This window comes from Burkholderiaceae bacterium (genome assembly GCA_024235995.1).
Classification (GTDB): domain Bacteria; phylum Pseudomonadota; class Gammaproteobacteria; order Burkholderiales; family Burkholderiaceae_C; genus Ottowia.
On sequence record JACKLI010000001.1, the window covers coordinates 1,195,584 to 1,213,977 of the forward strand.

General features: G+C 68.1%; 17 protein-coding genes. 16 read left to right on the forward strand and 1 reads right to left on the reverse strand.

The genetic code is table 11. The annotated features are described in order from the left end of the window. The first annotated feature begins 11 nt into the window (after positions 1–11). The 12 genes from H6927_05850 to H6927_05905 all read left to right on the forward strand — a co-directional run bounded on the left by H6927_05850 (position 12) and on the right by H6927_05905 (position 13,320). Positions 12–1,085, forward strand: a complete 1,074-nt coding sequence (locus H6927_05850; protein ID MCP5217620.1) for a branched-chain amino acid ABC transporter permease — start codon at positions 12–14, stop codon at positions 1,083–1,085. Positions 1,086–1,121: 36 nt separating this feature from the next. Next, a complete protein-coding gene (locus H6927_05855) occupies positions 1,122–2,384 on the forward strand; it encodes an ABC transporter substrate-binding protein (protein MCP5217621.1) in 1,263 nt (420 codons plus the stop codon). Continuing rightward, positions 2,381–3,172 carry an ABC transporter ATP-binding protein gene (locus H6927_05860; protein MCP5217622.1) on the forward strand — a complete coding sequence of 264 codons (792 nt, stop codon included), beginning with the start codon at positions 2,381–2,383 and terminating at the stop codon, positions 3,170–3,172. The genes H6927_05855 and H6927_05860 overlap by 4 nt, the downstream gene beginning before the upstream one ends. Before the next feature lie 186 nt (positions 3,173–3,358). Further along, complete coding sequence (locus tag H6927_05865; protein MCP5217623.1) at positions 3,359–5,308, forward strand: AMP-binding protein; 1,950 nt, start codon at positions 3,359–3,361, stop codon at positions 5,306–5,308. Between the two features lie 11 nt (positions 5,309–5,319). Next, a complete protein-coding gene (locus tag H6927_05870; GenBank protein ID MCP5217624.1) occupies positions 5,320–6,120 on the forward strand; it encodes an ABC transporter ATP-binding protein in 801 nt (266 codons plus the stop codon). A 14-nt stretch (positions 6,121–6,134) separates the two neighbouring features. After that, positions 6,135–7,064 (forward strand): branched-chain amino acid ABC transporter permease, encoded by a 930-nt coding sequence (locus tag H6927_05875; protein MCP5217625.1) that lies wholly within the window; start codon positions 6,135–6,137, stop codon positions 7,062–7,064. A 21-nt stretch (positions 7,065–7,085) separates the two neighbouring features. After that, entirely contained in the window at positions 7,086–8,162 is a 1,077-nt protein-coding gene (locus H6927_05880) for a branched-chain amino acid ABC transporter permease (GenBank protein ID MCP5217626.1), read from the forward strand. A 68-nt stretch (positions 8,163–8,230) separates the two neighbouring features. Continuing rightward, entirely contained in the window at positions 8,231–9,565 is a 1,335-nt protein-coding gene (locus H6927_05885) for an ABC transporter substrate-binding protein (protein ID MCP5217627.1), read from the forward strand. A gap of 70 nt (positions 9,566–9,635) precedes the next feature. Continuing rightward, the gene (locus tag H6927_05890; protein ID MCP5217628.1) at positions 9,636–10,451 is read left to right on the forward strand and encodes an ABC transporter ATP-binding protein; all 816 of its coding nucleotides are present in this window, start codon (positions 9,636–9,638) and stop codon (positions 10,449–10,451) included. 104 nt (positions 10,452–10,555) lie between these two features. Then, on the forward strand, positions 10,556–11,806 hold the full coding sequence (locus H6927_05895) for an AMP-binding protein (GenBank protein ID MCP5217629.1): 1,251 nt from the start codon (positions 10,556–10,558) through the stop codon (positions 11,804–11,806). Between the two features lie 120 nt (positions 11,807–11,926). Next, positions 11,927–12,916 carry a tripartite tricarboxylate transporter substrate binding protein BugD gene (locus H6927_05900; protein MCP5217630.1) on the forward strand — a complete coding sequence of 330 codons (990 nt, stop codon included), beginning with the start codon at positions 11,927–11,929 and terminating at the stop codon, positions 12,914–12,916. Beyond that, the gene (locus H6927_05905) at positions 12,913–13,320 is read left to right on the forward strand and encodes a hypothetical protein (protein MCP5217631.1); all 408 of its coding nucleotides are present in this window, start codon (positions 12,913–12,915) and stop codon (positions 13,318–13,320) included. The genes H6927_05900 and H6927_05905 overlap by 4 nt, the downstream gene beginning before the upstream one ends. A gap of 87 nt (positions 13,321–13,407) precedes the next feature. Here H6927_05905 and H6927_05910 read toward each other — a convergent pair whose 3' ends face one another. Then, positions 13,408–13,731, reverse strand: coding sequence for a DUF1840 domain-containing protein (locus H6927_05910; GenBank protein MCP5217632.1), 324 nt, complete (start codon positions 13,729–13,731; stop codon positions 13,408–13,410). A gap of 166 nt (positions 13,732–13,897) precedes the next feature. Here H6927_05910 and H6927_05915 point away from each other — a divergent pair, with 166 nt between their 5' ends. The 4 genes from H6927_05915 to H6927_05930 are packed head-to-tail and all read left to right on the forward strand — an operon-like array spanning position 13,898 to position 18,391. After that, complete coding sequence (locus tag H6927_05915; protein ID MCP5217633.1) at positions 13,898–16,255, forward strand: bifunctional salicylyl-CoA 5-hydroxylase/oxidoreductase; 2,358 nt, start codon at positions 13,898–13,900, stop codon at positions 16,253–16,255. Further along, a complete protein-coding gene (locus H6927_05920; protein MCP5217634.1) occupies positions 16,252–17,052 on the forward strand; it encodes an SDR family oxidoreductase in 801 nt (266 codons plus the stop codon). Before H6927_05915 ends, H6927_05920 begins: the two co-directional genes overlap by 4 nt. Positions 17,053–17,054: 2 nt before the next feature. After that, positions 17,055–17,537, forward strand: coding sequence for a MarR family transcriptional regulator (locus H6927_05925; GenBank protein MCP5217635.1), 483 nt, complete (start codon positions 17,055–17,057; stop codon positions 17,535–17,537). Beyond that, complete coding sequence (locus H6927_05930; protein MCP5217636.1) at positions 17,534–18,391, forward strand: enoyl-CoA hydratase family protein; 858 nt, start codon at positions 17,534–17,536, stop codon at positions 18,389–18,391. Before H6927_05925 ends, H6927_05930 begins: the two co-directional genes overlap by 4 nt. Positions 18,392–18,394 lie beyond the last annotated feature (3 nt).

Below are 18,394 nucleotides of genomic sequence, written 5' to 3' on the forward strand. Positions count from 1 at the left end.
GAGGCACCGCCATGTTCTACCGCCTCTCCGGCGTCTACCACACGCGCTACAGCCAGACGCGCCAGCTCTGGCCGATCCCGGCCGACCGCTGGCAGGTTGGCATCCTGGCCGCGCTGGCCCTGCTGGCGCCGCTGTACATGTCCCAGCTGTACCTGTCGAGCTACCTGCTGCCGTGGCTGATCTTCAGCACCGCCACGCTCTCGCTCACGCTGCTGATGGGCCTGGCCGGGCAACTGCACTTCGGCTTCGCCGCGGTGATGGCGATCGGCGCCTACACCAGCATCCACCTCACCCGCGCCGGTGTACCGCTGGAGCTGGCGCTGCTGGGCGCGGGCCTGATGTCGGCCGTCATCGGCTGCCTGTTCGGCGCGGCGGCGCTGCGCGTCAAGGGCCTGTACCTGGTGATGGCGACGCTGGCGATGCAGTTCCTGGTGGACTGGGTCATCATCAACGTCAACGCCATCTCGGGCGGCGCGGTGGCCACGCTGCAGACGCCCCGGGTGAGCTTTCTCTTCGTCCCGCTGGAGAGCCTGACGGCGCGCTACTACCTGGCGCTGACCTGGGCGGTCGTGGTCACGCTGCTGATCCTCAACATCAAGCGCACCAGCTTCGGCCGCGCGCTGGTGGCGGTGCGCGACAAGGACTTCGCCGCCGCGGTGATCGGCGTCAACATCTTCCGCTACAAGCTGCTGGCGTTCTTCATCAGCTCGTTCCTCGGCGGGGTGACGGGCGCCATCCTGGCGTTCTGCTTCTACAAGGCGGTCACGCCCTCGCAGTTCAACTTCGACGTCACCATCCAGCTGGTGGCCATGGCGCTGGTGGGTGGCCTGGGCAGCGTGATCGGGGGTTTTCTGGGCGCCGGCTTCGTGCTGCTGGTGCCCATCGTGCTGCTCAACCTGATCGCCTGGCTGGCCGGCAGCGGCTGGCTCAACATCTCGACCTCGCTGATGGCGCACATCCCGATGATGCTCTACGGCGCCATGATCATCGGCTTCCTCTTGTTCGAGCCGCTGGGCCTGGCCAAAATCTACGACAACGCGCGCAAATACCTGCTGGTCTGGCCCTTCCGCCACACGCAGAGTTGAGACCCTTCACGTCAACCACCCCAAGGAGACATCGCGATGAAACATCATGACCTGGCGCTCAGCCGCCGCACCGTGCTGGGGGCCGCCGCCGCGGCCAGTCTGGCGGGCATCCCCGCCTGGGCGCAGGACAAGGCGCCGATCCAGTTCGCCACGCTGCTGGACTTCACCCGCGTCTACACCTTCCTGACCGACGAGTACAGCCAGGGCCAGCAGGACTACATCAAGCTGGTCAACCTGGAGGGCGGCATCGAGGGCTCGCCCGTCAAGCTGATCATCAAGGACCACGCCAGCTACCCCGAGCGCGGCATCGCCCAGTACAACGAGGCCAAGGCCGCGGGCGCGGTGTTCTTCGACTTCCTCAGCTCGCCGGTGGCCAACGCGCTGATGCCGCGCGCCAACGAGGACCACCTGCCGATGATCGCCTTCGCCCACGGCCGCGCCGACGCGGCCGACGGCACGGCCTTTCCCTACGTCTTTCCGTCGGCGGCGATCTACCGCTCGCAGGCGGCCATCCTGCTCAAGTACATCGACGAGAAGGAAGGCGGCCTGAAGGGCAAGAAGATCGCCTTCGTGCACATCGACTCGGCCTTCGGCAAGGAGCCGATCGAGCTGCTCGAGCGCATGGCCAAGACCAAGGGCTTCGAGGTCAAGCTCTACCCCTACCCGGTGCCCGGCACCGAGCAGGCCGCCACCTGGAGCGAGGTGCGCAAGAACCGTCCGGACAAGGTCATCATCTGGGGCGCGGGCCCGGGCCAGGCGGTGTCGATCCGCGGCGCGGTGACCAACGGCATCGCGCCCAAGGACATCCACTCGGTGCTCTGGCTGTCCGAAAGCGACATGTCCGCCTTCAAGGGCAACGAGGTGGTGGGCGTCAAGCGCGTCACCCTGGTCAACACCGGCACCAACTCGCCCATCCTCAAGCGCATCGTCGAAAAAGTGGTGAACCCGGGCAACGGCAGCGGCGACAAGAAGCGCGTCGGCTGGAGCGGCTACAACATCGGCGTGGCCAGCATGGCGATCGGCGTGCAGGCCGCGCGCCTGGCGGTGCAGAAGCTCGGCGCGCCGCTGACCGGCGAGAAGCTCAAGGCCGGCTTCGAGATGCTCAAGGACTTCAACGCCGAGGGCCTGATGCCGCCGCTGACCATCACCGCCAAGGACCACCAGGGCGGCGGCCAGGGCATCGTCTCCGAATGGGACGGCAAGCAGTGGGCGCCCAAGTCCGACTGGGCCAGCGCCTACCAGGACGTGGTCTGGGACCTCATCAAGGAAGACGAAGCCCGGGCCAAGGAAAAGAAATGAGCCTGCTGACCCTGAACAATGTCGAGGTCGCCTACGACCGGGTGTTCCTCGCCATCAAAGGGGTCTCGCTCGAAGTCGAGGAGGGCGCGATGGTCGCCCTGCTCGGCGCCAACGGCGCGGGCAAGTCCACCACGCTCAAGACCATCAGCGGCCTGCTCGCGCCCGAACGCGGCGAGGTGCGCCGCGGCGAGGTGCGCTTTCGCGGGCAGGACATCGTGCACCTGTCCCCGCCCGAGCGCGTGCGCATGGGCCTGGTGCACGTGATGGAGGGCCGGCGCATCTTCGAGCACCTGACGCCCGACGACAACCTGCTGGCCGCCTACCGCGGCCGGGCCGCCCGGCGCAGCTACGCCGAGCTGCGCGAGCAGGCCTACACCTACTTCCCGCGCCTGGCCGAGCGCATGCGCAGCAAGGCCGGCTACCTGTCGGGCGGCGAGCAGCAGATGCTGGCGATCGCCCGCGCGCTCATGACCGAGCCCACGCTGATCATGCTCGACGAGCCCTCGCTTGGCCTGGCGCCGGTGCTGGTCAAGGAGATCTTCGCCATCATCCGCAAGATCAACCGCGAGCAGAAGACCAGCGTGCTGCTGGTCGAGCAGAACGCCACCGCGGCGCTGGACGTGGCCGACCACGCCTACCTGATCGAGAACGGCAACATCGTGATGAGCGGCGAGGCGGCGGTGCTCAAGCAGAACCCCGACATCCAGGAGTTCTACCTCGGCGGCGGCGAGCGCGTGGACTACCACAACGTCAAGCACTACCGCCGGCGCAAGCGCTGGCTGGCGTGACGCGGCCGACTCGCGGTCGTCGTGCCATTTAGGGAAAGACCTGATCCGATTCAGTCTCAAACGTCGTCCGAATGACAACATGGCGTCAAAGCCGTGCTTAGCATTGCGCATCGACCGTGGCTTGTGCAACCCGTGCAGGCCCGTCGAAGCCGGAATCCGCCCCAGGTTGAAGGAGACCCACCGTCCATGACGGCCACCTTTCCCCAGTTGTTGCTGCAGCATGCGCGCCAGCGCCCGCAGGCGCCGGCGCTGCGTGAGAAGGAATACGGCATCTGGCAGACCTGGAGCTGGCAGCGCGCGCTGGACGACACGCGCCACATGGCGCTGGGCCTGGCCTCGCTGGGCTTCGCCAAGGGGCAGAACCTGGCGCTCGTGGGTGACAACCGCCCGCTGCTGTACCTGATGTTCCTGTCGGTGCAGTCGATGGGCGGCGTGCCGGTGCCCATGTACCAGGACGCGGTGGCCGCCGAGATGGCCTTCGTGCTGCGCGAGACGGGCGCGCAGTTCGCCTTTGCCGAGGACCAGGAGCAGGTCGACAAGCTGCTGGAGCTGCGCGCGGGCGAGGGTGAGGCCGCCGTGCCGGGCCTGTCGCACATCATCTACGACGATCCGCGCGGCCTGCGCCACTACCGCGACGCCGGCCTGATCAGCGTGCAGGACCTGATGGCGGCGGGCCGCCGCTTCGAGCAGCAGCACCCGGACTACTTCGAGCAGGCGATCGCGCGCATCAAGCCCGAGGACACGGCCATCATCCTCTACACCTCGGGCACCACCAGCCGGCCCAAGGGCGTGTGCCAGACGCACCGCGCCTACATCGCCGCCGCCGAGGGTGGCGTCGCCATCGACCGGCTGAACGGTCAGGACAACGTGCTGTCCTACCTGCCGCCGGCCTGGGCGGGCGACTTTTTGTTTTCGGTGGCGCAGTGGCTGGTGGCGGGCTTCACCATCAACTGCCCCGAAAGCGCCGAGACCGTGGCCATCGACATGCGTGAGATCGGCCCCAGCTACTACTTCGCGCCGCCGCGCGTGTTCGAGGGCATGCTGACCTCGGTGTCGATCCGCATGGAGGACGCGGCCCGCGTCAAGCAATGGATGCATGAAACCTTCATGCGCGTGGCGCGCCGCGTGGGCGCCGACATCCTGGTGGGCAAGCCGGTGGCGTTCGGCGATCGCCTGCTGTACGGCCTGGGCCATGTGCTGGTGTACGGGCCGCTGAAGAACGCCATGGGCCTGTCGCGCATCCGCGTGGCCTACACCGCGGGCGCCGCCATCGGGCCCGACCTGTTCCGGTTCTTCCGCTCCATCGGCGTCAACCTCAAGCAGCTCTACGGCCAGACCGAGACCTGCGCCTACGTGTGCATCCAGAAGGACGGCGACGTCAAGCTCGACACCGTGGGCCAGGCCGCGCCGGGCGTGGAGCTGAAGATCGCCGAGAGCGGCGAGGTGCTGGTGCGCAGCCGCTCGCTGCTGACCGAGTACTACAAGCGCCCCGAGGCCACCGCCGAGGTGCTGGACGCCGAGGGTTACTTCCACACCGGCGACGCCGGCGTGATCGACTCCGACGGCCATCTGCGCATCATCGACCGCGCCAAGGACGTGGGCCGCCTGACCTCGGGCGCCATGTTCGCGCCCAACTACATCGAGAACAAGCTCAAGTTCTTCCCGCAGATCAAGGAAGCGGTGTGCTTTGGCGATGCGCGCGACCGGGTCTGCGCCTTTCTCAACATCGATTTCGACGCCGTGGGCAACTGGGCCGAGCGCAAGGGCCTGCCCTACGCGGGCTACGTCGACCTGGCCGGCAAGCCGGACGTGCTGGCGATGATGAAGGAGTGCGTCGAGAAGGTGAACGCCGAGCTGGCCGGCGAGGAGGGCATGGAAGCCACGCAGATCGCGCGCTTTCTGGTGCTGCACAAGGAGCTGGACCCGGACGACGACGAGCTCACGCGCACGCGCAAGGTGCGCCGCGGCTTCGTGGCCGAGAAATACGGCGTGCTGCTGGACGCCCTGTACGGCGGGCGCGCCGAGCAGTTCATCGAGACCGCGGTCAAGTTCGAGGATGGGCGCAGCGGCACGGTGTCGGCCACGCTCAAGATCCTGGACGCCAAGCGCTTCGCGCCCGTGAAGGTGGCCGCATGAACCAGCCCGCCATGGCACCGGAACCCACGGCGACGCGCGCCATCGGCGACGTTGTCCTCGACGTGAAGAACATCAGCCTGCGCTTTGGCGGCGTGAAGGCGCTGACCGACATCAGCTTCGACGTGCGCGAGCACGAGATCCGCGCCATCATCGGCCCCAACGGCGCGGGCAAGAGCTCGATGCTCAACTGCATCAACGGCGTGTACACGCCAAGCGAAGGCTCGATCACCTTCCGCGGCCATACCTTCAGCCACATGAACTCGCGCCAGGTGGCCGAGATGGGCGTGGCGCGCACCTTCCAGAACCTGGCCCTGTTCAAGGGCATGAGCGTGCTGGACAACATCATGAGCGGGCGCAACCTCAAGATCAGGAGCAACCTGCTGCTGCAGGCGCTGCGCATCGGCCCGGCCGAGCGCGAGGAAATCCGCCACCGCGAGTTCGTCGAGCACATCATCGACTTCCTCGAAATCCAGGCGCACCGCAAGACCCCCGTGGGCCAGCTGCCCTACGGCCTGCAAAAGCGCGTGGACCTGGGCCGGGCGCTGGCGATGGAGCCGCAGGTTCTGCTGCTGGACGAGCCCATGGCCGGCATGAACGTGGAGGAAAAGCAGGACATGAGCCGCTTCATCCTCGACGTCAACGACGAGTTCGGCACCACCATCGTGCTGATCGAGCACGACATGGGCGTGGTGATGGACATCAGCGACCGCGTGGTGGTACTGGACTACGGCAAGAAGATCGGCGACGGCGCGCCGCACGAAGTGCGCGCCAACGAAGACGTGATCCGCGCCTACCTGGGCGCTGAGCATTGACGGGGGCACGGGCGATGGGCTTTTTCCTCGAAACCCTGATCAGCGGCCTGATGACCGGCATGCTCTACGCGCTGGTGGCGCTCGGCTTCGTGCTGATCTTCAAGGCCTCCAGCGTGTTCAACTTCGCGCAGGGCGTGATGGTGTTGTTCGCGGCGCTGGCGATGGCGCGGCTGGCCGAATGGATTCCGCAGTGGACGGGCATTGAAAGCAAGGTGCTGGCCAACGTGCTGGCCTTCATCGGTGCGGCGCTGCTGATGTTCCTTGTCGCCTGGCTGATCGAGCGCCTGGCGCTGCGCCACCTGGTGAACCAGTCGGAAACCACGCTGCTGATGGCCACGCTGGGCATCGCCTACCTGCTGGAGGGCGTGGGCCAGACGGTGTTCGGCGGCGACATCTACAAGATCGACATCGGCATGCCCAAGGACCCGATCTTCGTGCTCGGCAGCCTGTTCGACGGCGGCCTGCTGGTCGACCCCGAGGATCTGGTGGCCGCGGGCATCGCGGCGGCGCTGGTGGCGCTGCTGGCGCTGTTTTTCCAGAAGACCACCACCGGGCGCGCGCTGCGCGCGGTGGCGGACGACCACCAGGCGGCGCAGTCGGTGGGCATTCCGCTGTCGCGCATCTGGGTCATCGTCTGGTGCGTGGCGGGCGTGGCCGCGCTGGTGGCGGGCATGGTCTGGGGCAGCAAGCTGGGGGTGCAGTTCTCGCTCTCGACGCTCGCGCTGCGCGCGCTGCCCGTCGTGATCCTGGGCGGGCTCACCTCGGTGCCCGGCGCGATCGTCGGTGGGCTGATCATCGGCGCGAGCGAGAAGCTCTCGGAAGTCTTCCTCGGCCCCTTCGTCGGCGGTGGCATCGAGATCTGGTTCGCCTACGTGCTGGCGCTGGTGTTCCTGCTGTTTCGGCCGCAAGGGCTGTTCGGCGAGAAGATCATCGACCGCGTCTGACGGAGCAACGGGACGACAAGCATGTTCTACCGCGAAAACGGCCAGTTCAAGACCAGCTACCGGGCTGATCAGCAGATCTTCCCCATCGCGCAGGACCGCGTCGCGGTGCTCGCGCTCGTGGTGTTCGCGTTCGCCGTCGTGCCCTTCGTCGCCAGCGAATACCTGTTCGCCGCCATCCTGATTCCCTTCGTCATCATGTCGCTGGCGGCGCTGGGGCTGAACCTGCTGGTGGGCTACTGCGGCCAGATTTCGCTCGGCGGCGCGGCCTTCATGGCGGTGGGGGCGTACGGTGCGTACAACTTCGTCATGCGCGTGCCCGGCATTCCGCTGGTGCTGGCGATGCTGCTGGGCGGCGTGTGCGCGGCGCTGTTCGGCGTGGTGTTCGGCCTGCCCAGCCTGCGCATCAAGGGGCTGTACCTGGCGGTGGCCACGCTGGCCGCGCAGTTCTTCGCCGACTGGCTGTTCCTGCGCATCAAGTGGTTCACGCTGGACAGCGCCTCGGGCGCGGTCGCGGTCTCCAACCTCTCGGTGCTGGGCATCCCGCTGGAGTCGAGCCCGGCCAAATACCTCTTCTGCCTGACGGTGCTGGCGCTGCTGGCGCTGGCCAGCAAGAATCTGGTGCGCGGCGCCATCGGGCGCGAGTGGATGGCGATCCGCGACATGGACGTGGCCGCCGCGGTGATCGGTATCCGCCCGATGTACGCCAAGCTCACGGCGTTCGCCATCAGCAGCTTCATCCTGGGCGTGGCGGGCGTGCTGTGGGGCTTCTTCTACCTGGGCTCGTGGGAGCCGGCGGCGTTCTCGCTCGACATCTCGCTCAAGCTGCTGTTCATGATCATCATCGGCGGGCTGGGTTCCATCATGGGCAGCCTGTTCGGCGCGGCCTTCATCATCGTGCTGCCCATCGTGCTCAACCGCGTGCTGCCCTGGCTCGCCTCGCTCGTGCACGTGCCGATCACCACCACGGCCGCCACGCACGCCGAGTTCATCATCTTCGGCATGCTGATCGTCTGGTTCCTCATCGTCGAGCCGCACGGCCTGGCGCGCCTGTGGTCCACCGGCAAGCAGAAGCTGCGGCTGTGGCCCTTCCCGCATTGAATGACGTTTCCAACCGCGGCTCCGGATCGAGCCTTTTCCTCCACCCTCGTTCATCCAAGGAGACTGACATGCAACATTCGAGGCATCTGACCAAGCTGCTGGGCACGCTGCTCGCGGCGGCGGGCATCGCGCTCACCGGCGCGCCGGTGCTGGCGCAGGGCGTGTCGCAGTACATGCCGCTGGTGACCTACCGCACCGGCCCCTACGGCCCGAGCGGCACGCCCGCGGCCAACGGCCTGGACGACTACTACAAGCTGGTCAATGCGCGCGGCGGCATCAACGGCGTCAAGCTCGACTACGAGGAGTGCGAGACCGGCTACGACACCGCGCGCACGGTGGAGTGCTACGAGCGCATGAAGACCAAGAACGGCGGCGCGGTGGTGTTCCAGCCCTGGTCCACCGGCGCCACCTTCGCCATCACCGAGAAGGCCGACACCGACAAGATCCCGCTGCTCATCCTGGGCTACGGGCGCGGCGACTCGGCCAACGGCAAGGTGTTCAACTGGGTCTTCCCGGTGGGCGGCAACTACGAGGTGGGCGACGACGTGATCGTGCAGGCTATCGGCAAGCGCGAAGGCGGCATGGACAAGCTCAAGGGCAAGAAGATCGCCTTGGTCTACCACGACAGCCCCTACGGCAAGGAAACCATTCCGCTGCTGAAGGTGCGCGCGCAAAAGCACGGCTTCACGCTGATCGAGCTGCCCGTCACGCCGCCGGGCCTGGAGCAGAAGGCCACCTGGCTGCAGGTGCGCCGCGACAAGCCCGACTACATCATCCTGCGCGGCTACGGCGTGATGACGCCCACGGCGCTCAAGGAGGCGCAGGGCGTGGGCTTCGCGCGCGACCGCATGTACGGCTCGTGGTGGGCCGGCGCCGAGACCGACGTGAAGGACGTCGCCGACGGCGCCAAGGGCTACAACGCCGTGGTGCTGCAAAGCACCGCCAACCGCGACGCCAAGGTGGTCAAGGACATCCTCTCCGAGCTCTACGCCAAGGGCCAGGGCACGGCCAGCAACAAGAGCGAGGTGGGCGACGTGCTCTACATCCGCGGGCTGCTGGCGGCGCTGTTCTCCTCCGAGGCCATCCGCACCGGGCAGGAGCACTTCAACAAGAAGGGCCAGCGCATCACGGGCGAGGAAATGCGCTGGGCGCTGGAGAACCTGGACATCACGCAGGCGCGCATCGACGAGCTGGGCTTCAACGGCATCCTGCTGCCGATCAAGACCAGCTGCGCCGACCATATGGGCTCGTACAAGGCGCGCATCTCCACCTGGGACGGCAAGGAATGGAAGATCACCAGCGACTGGTTCGACGCCGACCGCGGCATCGTCGATGGCGTGGACAACGAGTCCTCGGCCAAGTACGCGGCCGAGCACAAGATCACGCCCCGCACCTGCCAGTAAGCGGCCGCCGCCCGTCCGCGGCACCCGTGTGCCGCGGCGGGTCGCGTCCCGCCCGTCACGAGAGCGAACCATGCCCGAAGAAGCCCCCGCCACGCTGCTCAACGTCAACGGCATCGAGGTCATCTACCACCACGTGATCCTGGTGCTCAAGGGCGTCTCGCTCAGCGTGCCCGAGGGCGGCATCGTTGCCATCCTGGGCGGCAACGGCGCGGGCAAGACCACCACGCTGCGCGCCATCTCCAACCTGCTCAAGGGCGAGCGCGGCGAGGTCACCAAGGGCAGCATCGAATACCAGGGTGAGCGCATCGAAAACCTCACCCCGTCCGATCTGGTCAAGCGCGGCGTGGTGCAGGTGATGGAGGGGCGCCACTGCTTCGCCCACCTGACCATCGAGGAAAACCTGCTCACCGGCGCCTACACGCGCACCAGCAAGAGCGAGATCGCGGCCAACCTGGAGAAGGTTTACGCCTACTTCCCGCGCCTGAAGGAGCGGCGCAGGAGCCAGGCGGCCTACACCTCGGGCGGCGAGCAGCAGATGTGCGCCATTGGCCGCGCGCTCATGACCAACCCCAAGCTGGTGCTGCTGGACGAGCCCTCGATGGGCCTGGCGCCGCAGCTGGTGGAGGAGGTGTTCTACATCGTGCGCGACCTCAACGGCAAGGAAAAAGTCACCTTCCTGGTGGCCGAGCAGAACACCAACATGGCCCTCAAGTACGCCGACTACGGCTACATCATGGAGAGCGGCCGCGTGGTGATGGACGGCCGGGCCTCCGACCTGGCCAGCAACGAGGACGTCAAGGAGTTCTACCTGGGCGTGGGCGGCGCCGAGCGCAGGAGCTTTCGCGACGTCAAGAGCTACAAGCGGCGCAAGCGCTGGCTGGCGTGAGGCGCGCTTTGCAAAATTTCAATCAAATGGGCTTGTAGCCCGCGTGGATCAAGCCCGAGAAGCTATCAAGTTATGAGCGATCGTCGCCAGCCGAGGATGATGCAATGAAGGAATTCTTCGACGCCCTGGAAACGTGTGCGCCGGCCGAGCGCGAGGCCGCGCTGATGGCCGCGCTGGCGCGCCACGTGGCGCATGCGCAGGCCGCCAGCCCGGCCATGGCCGGCATCCTGGCGGGGGTGGACGCCGGCACCATCGCCTCGCGCGCCGCCCTGGCGCGCCTGCCCGTCACGCGCAAGAGCGAGCTGCTGGCGCGCCAGCAGGCGGCGCGCGCGGCGGGGGGCGACGTCTTTGGCGGCTTCGCCGCCATCGTGCGTGGCAAGGCCATGCGGCGTGCCTACGCCAGCCCGGGGCCGATCTACGAGCCCGAAGGCACGGCGGCGAACTACTGGCGCACCGCGCGCGCGCTGCACGCGGCCGGCTTTCGCGCTGGCGATCTGGTGCACAACGCCTTCAGCTACCACATGACGCCCGGCGCCTTCATCGTCGAGGCCGGCGCGCTGGCGCTGGGCTGCACCGTGTTTCCGGCCGGCACCGGCCAGACCGAGCAGCAGCTGCAGGCCATCGCCGAGCTGCGCCCCGACGGCTACCTGGGCACGCCCAGCTTCCTGCGCATCCTGGTGGAGAAGGCGCAGGAGGCCGGCGCCGACGTGCGCAGCCTGCGCAAGGCATTGGTCAGCGGCGAGGCCTGCCCGCCGTCGCTGCGCGACTGGCTGGGTGAGCGCGGCATCCAGGCCTACCAGACCTACGCCACGGCCGACTGCGGCCTCATCGCCTACGAGACGGCGGCGCGCGAAGGCCTGGTGCTGGACGAGGGCGTGATCGTCGAGATCGTGCGCCCCGGCACGGGCGATCCGGTGGCCGAGGGCGAGGTGGGCGAGGTGGTGGTGACCGTGCTCAACCCTGACTACCCGCTGGTGCGCTTCGGCACGGGCGATCTGTCGGCGGTGCTGCCCGGTGCCTGCCCCACGGGGCGCACCAACACCCGCATCCGGGGCTGGCTGGGGCGCGCCGACCAGACCGCCAAGGTGCGCGGCATGTTCGTGCACCCCGGCCAGGTGGCCGAGGTGCTCAAGCGCTTTCCCGAGGTGGCGCGGGCGCGCCTGGTGGTCAGCGGCGCCATGGCCAACGACCGGATGACCTGGCGCGTCGAGGCCGCGCCCGCGCCCGGCCTGGCCGAGCGCTTTGCCGAGGCGGTGCGCGACGTCACCAAGCTGCGCGGCGAGGTCGAGCTGGTGGCGCCCGGCAGCCTGCCCAACGATGGCAAGGTGATCGAGGACGCGCGCAGCTATCAGTAGCCGGCCCGTCGCAGCGCAAGCGCCCGTTGCGCGGGAAATCCCTGAACGCGGCCAGGGCGATCCGGCCTGGTTTCACGGTTTAATTGAATGCCTTACCACCCATCGACCAGGGAGCCTCCCATGACCCGTTTGCACCCCTTCGGCCTGGCCGTCGGCGCCGCCGTGCTGGCCTTCGGCGCCCAGGCCGCCGACTTTCCGGCCGCGGGCCGGACCATCACCATCGTCGTGCCCTTTGCCGCGGGCGGTCCCACCGACAAGGTGGCGCGCGATTTGGGCGAGGCGCTGCGCAAGCCGCTGGGCGGCGCCACCATCGTGATCGACAACGCCGCCGGCGCCGGCAGCACCATCGGCTCGGCCAAGGTGGCGCGCGCCAACCCCGACGGCTACACGCTGCTGCTGACCCACATCGGCATGGCCACCACGGCCGCGCTCTACCGCAAGCTGCCCTACAAGTACAGCGAGTTCGAGTACCTGGGCCTGGTCAACGAGGTGCCGATGGTGGTGGTCGGCAAGTCGACCCTGGCGGCCAACAACTGGGCCGAGCTCAAGAGCTGGATCCAGGACAACAAGACCAAGGTCAACCTGGCCAACGCCGGCCTGGGCGCCGCCTCGCACCTGTGCGGCCTGATGCTGCAGCAGGCGCTGCAGACCGAGGTGACCACCGTGCCTTACAAAGGCACCGCCCCCGCCATGGCCGACCTGATGGGCGGGCAGGTCGACGTCATGTGCGACCAGACCACCAACACCACCAGCCAGATCGAGGGCAAGAAGATCAAGGCCTACGCCGTCACCACGGCCAAGCGCCTGGCCATTCCCGCCGTCTACAAGGACCTGCCCACGCTGCAGGAGGTGGGCCTGAAGGGCTTCGACGTGTCGATCTGGCACGGCCTGTACGCCCCCAAGGGCACGCCGGCGGCGGTGCTCAAGACCCTCAACACCGCGCTGCAGGCGGCGGTGAAGGACCCGGACTTCATCAAGAAGGAAGAAAGCCTGGGCGCGATCGTCGCGCACGACGAGCGCGTGACGCCCGAAGGGCACAAGAAGTTCGTCGCCGCCGAGGTCGCCAAGTGGGGCCCGGTCATCAAGGCGGCGGGCCAGTACGCGGATTGACGGCCCCACGCGCCGTGGCGGCTGCCGGCGTGCCGCGGCTGCGCGTCGTCGACTCCATCACCGAGCTCGTGCCCGGCGCCGACGCGGGCTGCCTGGCGGTCAGCGGTTCGCACGGCGGCATCAGCTCGGCGCAGTACGCCTGGGCGGCGCAACCGCTGCTGGCGGTTTTCAACGACGCCGGGGTGGGCAAGGACCGGGCGGGCCTGGCGGCCTTGCCCTTTTTGCAGGGCCATGGCATCGCCGCCTGCACCGTCGGCCACCAGAGCGCGCGCATCGGCGAGGCGCGCAGCACGCTGCGCGAGGGGGTCGTCAGCCACTGCAACGCGCGGGCCCTCGCGCTGGGGGCGGCGCCGGGGCAGGCCTGCGCGGCCTTGATCGAGCGGCTGATGGGCGGGGGCCTCTGACGGGCGCCCCGTTTCAAGTCAAATCAGCTTGTGGCCGGCGTCCGTCTTGCGCAAGAAGCTATCAAGTCAATAGCAACCGGCGCTGCCCTACACACCCCAGACGACGTCCTTGCCCTCGGCGCTGCTCTGCCTGAGCATGTCGAGAAAGGGCGCGGCGCGGTGGCGCAGCGAGACCGCTTCTTCCTTGGCCGCGTCGTTGGCGTCGTCGTCGGTGGATGGCGGGGGGGCTTCGCGCAGCGCCTCGCGCCGCTGGATCTCGGCCTGGATGGCCGCGATGGCGGCGCTGGCCTGCGCCACCGTGATGATGCCGGTCGGCCCGGCGGCCTTGCCGATGATCTTGAGCAGCTCCTCGGCATTGGGCTGCAGCATGACGAGGTCGGCCGTGGCCTTGGATTTGAATTTGTACAGCATGATCAAGCGACGAAAAGGGTGCAAGGGCATCCAGTATGCACATTCTGAAAGCGGTTTTGTTCGGGTAATTCCCTAGCCGGTGCCGGGTGCCCGAACCCTTGACTCCATTTAATTTAGATGTAAATTATCTACATCTAAATTTAAGACCCAGGATCAAGGAGATCCCATGAAGATCGTTTGCATTGGCGGCGGCCCCGGTGGCCTGTACTTCGCCCTGCTGATGAAGCAGCGCAATCCGTCGCACGACATCACGGTCGTCGAGCGCAACAAGCCCTACGATACCTTCGGCTGGGGCGTGGTGTTCTCCGACGCCACCATGGACAACATGCGCCAGTGGGACAAGCCCACGGCCGACACCATCCAGCAGGCCTTCAACCACTGGGACGACATCGAGCTGCTGTTCAAGGGCGAGGTGATCCGCTCGGGCGGCCACGGCTTCGTCGGCATCGGGCGCAAGAAGCTGCTCAACATCCTGCAGGAGCGCTGCGAGGAGCTGGGCGTCAAGCTGGTGTTCGAGACCGAGGTCGATTCGGACCTGGACTTCCCGGACGCCGACCTGATCATCGCCAGCGACGGCATCAACTCCAAGATCCGCACGCTGCATGCCGACCGGTTCCAGCCCGAGCTGGTGCTGCGCCCCAACCGCTTCATCTGGCTGGGCACCAAGCGCCAGTACGACGCCTTCACCTTCGATTTCCGCAAGACCGAGCACGGCTGGTTCCAGGCGCACATCTACAAGTTCGACGACGAAACCTCCACCTTCATCGTCGAGTGCCCCGAGCACGTCTGGCTGGCGCACGGCCTGGACAAGGCCGGGCCGGACGAGTCCATCGCCTTCTGCGAGAAGCTGTTTGCCGACAACCTGCGGGGCGAAAAGCTGCTCTCCAACGCGCGCCACCTGCGCGGCTCGGCCTGGATCAACTTTACCCGCGTCAAGTGCGACAACTGGTGGTTCAAGAACGCCAACGGCGCCCACGTGGTGCTGCTGGGCGACGCGGTGCACACGGCGCACTTCGCCATCGGCTCGGGCACCAAGCTGTCGCTGGAGGACGCGATCGACCTGACGCGCAAGTTCATCGAGCTGGGCGACGGCGCCGACAAGATCGAGCAGGTGCTGACGCAGTACCAGGCCGACCGCAGCATCGAGGCGCTGCGCCTGCAGAACGCGGCCTGGAACGCGATGGAGTGGTTCGAGGTGTGCGGCGAGCGCTACTGCGACCAGCTCGAGCCGCCGCAGTTCATGTACTCCATGCTCACGCGCAGCCAGCGCATCAGCCACGAGAACCTGCGCCTGCGCGACAAGGCTTGGCTGGAGGGCTACGAGCGCTGGCTGGCCGAGCGCGATGGCGTCAAGGTGCCGGCGGGCCAGACCCCGCCGCCGCCGATGTTCACGCCGTTCACCGTGCGCGGCCTGACGCTGAAGAACCGCGTCGTCGTCTCGCCCATGGCGCAGTACTCCTGCGTCGATGGCCTGCCCGCCGACTTCCACCTGGTGCACCTGGGTGCGCGCGCCATGGGCGGCGCGGGCATGGTGTTCGCCGAGATGACCTGCATCACGCCCGAGGGCCGCATCACCCCCGGCTGCCCCGGCCTGTACAACGCCGAGCAGAAGGCGGCTTGGCGCCGCATCGCCGACTGGATCCACGCCCACAGCGACGCCAAGTTCGCCATGCAGCTCGGCCACGCCGGCTCCAAGGCGTCGACGCGCCTGGCCTGGGACGGCACCGACCTGCCGCTGGAAAGCGGCAACTGGCCCATCGTCGGCGCGTCCGCGCAGCAGTACCTGCCGGGGGTGAGCCAGGTCTCCCGGGAGATCGGCAAGGACGAGATGCAGCAGCTCAAGCAGCGCTTCGTCGAGGCCACCCGGGACTGCATCGACATCGGCGCCGACTGGCTGGAGCTGCACTGCGCGCACGGCTACCTGCTGTCGGAGTTCATCTCGCCGCTGACCAACAAGCGTACCGATGAGTACGGCGGCAGCCTGGAAAACCGCCTGCGCTACCCCATCGAGGTGTTCAAGGCCATGCGCGCCGTCTGGCCGCAGGACAAGCCGATGTCGGTGCGCATCTCGGCCACCGACTGGGTGGAGGGCGGCATCACCCCGGCCGACGCGGTGGCGATCGCCAAGGCCTTCAAGGCCGCGGGGGCCGACCTGATCGACTGCTCGGCGGGCCAGGTGAGCAAGCAGGAAAAGCCGGTCTACGGCCGCATGTGGCAGACCCCGTTTGCCGACCGCGTGCGCCAGGAGGCGGGCATCGCCACCATGGCCGTGGGCGCGATCACCGAGGCCGACCACGTCAACAGCATCATCGCCGCCGGCCGGGCCGATTTGTGCGCCGTTGCCCGTCCGCACCTGGCCAACCCGTCCTGGACGCTGACCGAGGCGGCCAGGATCGGCTACACGCCCATCGTCTGGCCCAAGCAGTACTACCAGGGCAAGCGCCAGCTGGAGGCGTTGTTCGAACGCGAGAAAGCCCAGGTGGCGGCGCAGATCGCGCAGGCAGCCATCCACGTGGCGACATGAGCGGCGTGGCAGCCGCTCCCGCGTGGGCCGCGCGCCACTGCCTGGTGACGGGCGGTGCGCGCGGCATCGGCCTGGCGGTCACGCAGGCGCTGCTGGCCACCGGCGCGCGCGTCACCGTGCTGGGGCGCAGCGCCGTCGCCGCCGACCAACTGCGGGCGCTGGCCGGCAGCGAGGAGGCCGCCGCGCACCTGCAGGCGGTGGCGGCCGACGTGGCCGACCCCGCGGCGGTCGCGCGCGCCTTCGCGCAGGCGGGCGAGCGCTTCGGCAGCATCGACACCCTGGTCAACAACGCCGGCCAGGCGCACAGCGCGCCGTTCATGAAGATGGACATGCCGCTGTGGCAGCAGATGCTGGCCGTGAACCTGACCGGCACCATGGTCTGCACCCAGGCGGCGCTGCCCGCGATGCTGGCCGCCGGCTGGGGCCGCGTCGTCAACGTGGCCAGCACCGCGGCGCAGCGCGGCTACGCCTACGTCAGCGGCTACGTGGCGGCCAAGCACGGCGTGCTCGGGCTCACGCGCGCGCTGGCGCTGGAGCTGGCCACCAAGGGCATTACCATCAACGCGGTGTGCCCAGGCTATACCGAGACCGATTTGCTCAAGGACAGCATTGCGAATATCGTCGCCAAGACGGGCCGCAGCGAGGCCGAGGCGCGTGCGCAGCTGGCCAGCGGCAACCCGCAAAGGCGCCTGGTGCAGCCGCAGGAGGTGGCGAGCGCGGTGCTCTGGCTGTGCCAGGGCGATGCCGCGGCGGTCACCGGACAGGACATTTCCATCAGTGGCGGGGAGGTGATGTAGCCATGGCACAGGTCGATCTCGAGGCGCGCGCGCACGCCGAACACCCGGAGGAGCTGCGGCTTTGGCTGCGCATGCTGGCCTGCACCCAGCTCATCGAGCGCGAGCTGCGCACCCGCCTGCGCGAGCAGTTCGACACCACGCTGCCGCGGTTCGATCTGATGGCGCAGCTCGAGCGCGTGCCCGAGGGGCTGCGCATGAGCGAGCTGTCGCGCCGCATGATGGTGACCGGCGGCAACGTGACCGGCATCACCGACCAGCTCGAGGGCGAGGGCCTGGTCGAGCGCATCGAGGTCGAGGGCGATCGCCGCGCGTTCAGCGTGCGCCTGACGGCCAAGGGCCGCAAGGACTTCCGCGCCATGGCCCAGGCGCACGAAGCCTGGATCGTCGAGGCCTTCGCCGGGCTCGACTCGGCCGAAATCCAGACGCTGCGCAACCTGCTCGGCAGGGTCAAGCGCCACTTTCACGAACTCAAGGAGACCGCATGAAGCACTACGTTCCCGAGGCCAACCCGATGCGTGCGCAGTACGGCGCACGGGCCTCCTACCAGGCCAGGCACTTCGCCTGGTCCTGCGATGCAGATGGCGTCGCCACCGTCATGCTCAACCGCCCCGAGCGCAAGAACCCGCTCACCTTCGACAGCTACGGCGAGCTGCGCGACCTGTTCAACGGCCTGCGCCAAGCCACCGACGTGAAGGTGGTGGTGGTGACGGGCGAGGGCGGCAACTTCTGCTCCGGCGGCGACGTGCACGACATCATCGGGCCGCTGACCAAGATGACCATGCCCGAGCTGCTCGAATTCACGCGCATGACGGGCGACCTGGTCAAGGCCATGCGCGGCTGCCCGCAGCCCATCATCGGCGCCATCGACGGCGTCTGCGCCGGCGCCGGCGCCATGATGGCGCTGGCCTGCGACATGCGCCTGGGCACGGCGGCGGCCAAGACCGCGTTTTTGTTCACCCGCGTCGGCCTGGCCGGCGCCGACATGGGCGCCTGCGCGCTGCTGCCGCGCATGATCGGGCAGGGCCGGGCGAGCGAGCTGCTCTTCACCGGCCGCGCGATGAGTGCGCAGGAGGGGCTGGCCTGGGGCTTCTTCGTCGCGCTGCACGACAGCGGCGAGCTGCTCGCCAAGGCGCAGGAGCTGGCGCGCAGCCTGGCCGCGGGCCCGATGTTCGGCCACGCCATGACCAAGAACATGCTCAGCCAGGAATGGTCCATGACCATCGACCAGGCGATCGAGGCCGAGGCGCAGGCGCAGGCCATCTGCATGCAGACGCAGGACTTCCGCCGCGCCTACGAGGCCTTCGCGGCCAAGCAGAAGCCGGTCTTCCAGGGCGATTGAGAT

What these genes read in the sequence shown, in the direction of transcription:
- H6927_05850 (MCP5217620.1), top strand. Translation starts at nt 12, where the DNA reads ATGTTCTACCGCCTCTCCGGCGTCTACCACACGCGCTACAGCCAGACG.
- H6927_05855 (MCP5217621.1), top strand. Translation starts at nt 1,122, where the DNA reads ATGAAACATCATGACCTGGCGCTCAGCCGCCGCACCGTGCTGGGGGCC.
- H6927_05860 (MCP5217622.1), top strand. Translation starts at nt 2,381, where the DNA reads ATGAGCCTGCTGACCCTGAACAATGTCGAGGTCGCCTACGACCGGGTG.
- H6927_05865 (MCP5217623.1), top strand. Translation starts at nt 3,359, where the DNA reads ATGACGGCCACCTTTCCCCAGTTGTTGCTGCAGCATGCGCGCCAGCGC.
- H6927_05870 (MCP5217624.1), top strand. Translation starts at nt 5,320, where the DNA reads ATGGCACCGGAACCCACGGCGACGCGCGCCATCGGCGACGTTGTCCTC.
- H6927_05875 (MCP5217625.1), top strand. Translation starts at nt 6,135, where the DNA reads ATGGGCTTTTTCCTCGAAACCCTGATCAGCGGCCTGATGACCGGCATG.
- H6927_05880 (MCP5217626.1), top strand. Translation starts at nt 7,086, where the DNA reads ATGTTCTACCGCGAAAACGGCCAGTTCAAGACCAGCTACCGGGCTGAT.
- H6927_05885 (MCP5217627.1), top strand. Translation starts at nt 8,231, where the DNA reads ATGCAACATTCGAGGCATCTGACCAAGCTGCTGGGCACGCTGCTCGCG.
- H6927_05890 (MCP5217628.1), top strand. Translation starts at nt 9,636, where the DNA reads ATGCCCGAAGAAGCCCCCGCCACGCTGCTCAACGTCAACGGCATCGAG.
- H6927_05895 (MCP5217629.1), top strand. Translation starts at nt 10,556, where the DNA reads ATGAAGGAATTCTTCGACGCCCTGGAAACGTGTGCGCCGGCCGAGCGC.
- H6927_05900 (MCP5217630.1), top strand. Translation starts at nt 11,927, where the DNA reads ATGACCCGTTTGCACCCCTTCGGCCTGGCCGTCGGCGCCGCCGTGCTG.
- H6927_05910 (MCP5217632.1), bottom strand. Translation starts at nt 13,731, where the DNA reads ATGCTGTACAAATTCAAATCCAAGGCCACGGCCGACCTCGTCATGCTG.
- H6927_05915 (MCP5217633.1), top strand. Translation starts at nt 13,898, where the DNA reads ATGAAGATCGTTTGCATTGGCGGCGGCCCCGGTGGCCTGTACTTCGCC.
- H6927_05920 (MCP5217634.1), top strand. Translation starts at nt 16,252, where the DNA reads ATGAGCGGCGTGGCAGCCGCTCCCGCGTGGGCCGCGCGCCACTGCCTG.
- H6927_05925 (MCP5217635.1), top strand. Translation starts at nt 17,055, where the DNA reads ATGGCACAGGTCGATCTCGAGGCGCGCGCGCACGCCGAACACCCGGAG.
- H6927_05930 (MCP5217636.1), top strand. Translation starts at nt 17,534, where the DNA reads ATGAAGCACTACGTTCCCGAGGCCAACCCGATGCGTGCGCAGTACGGC.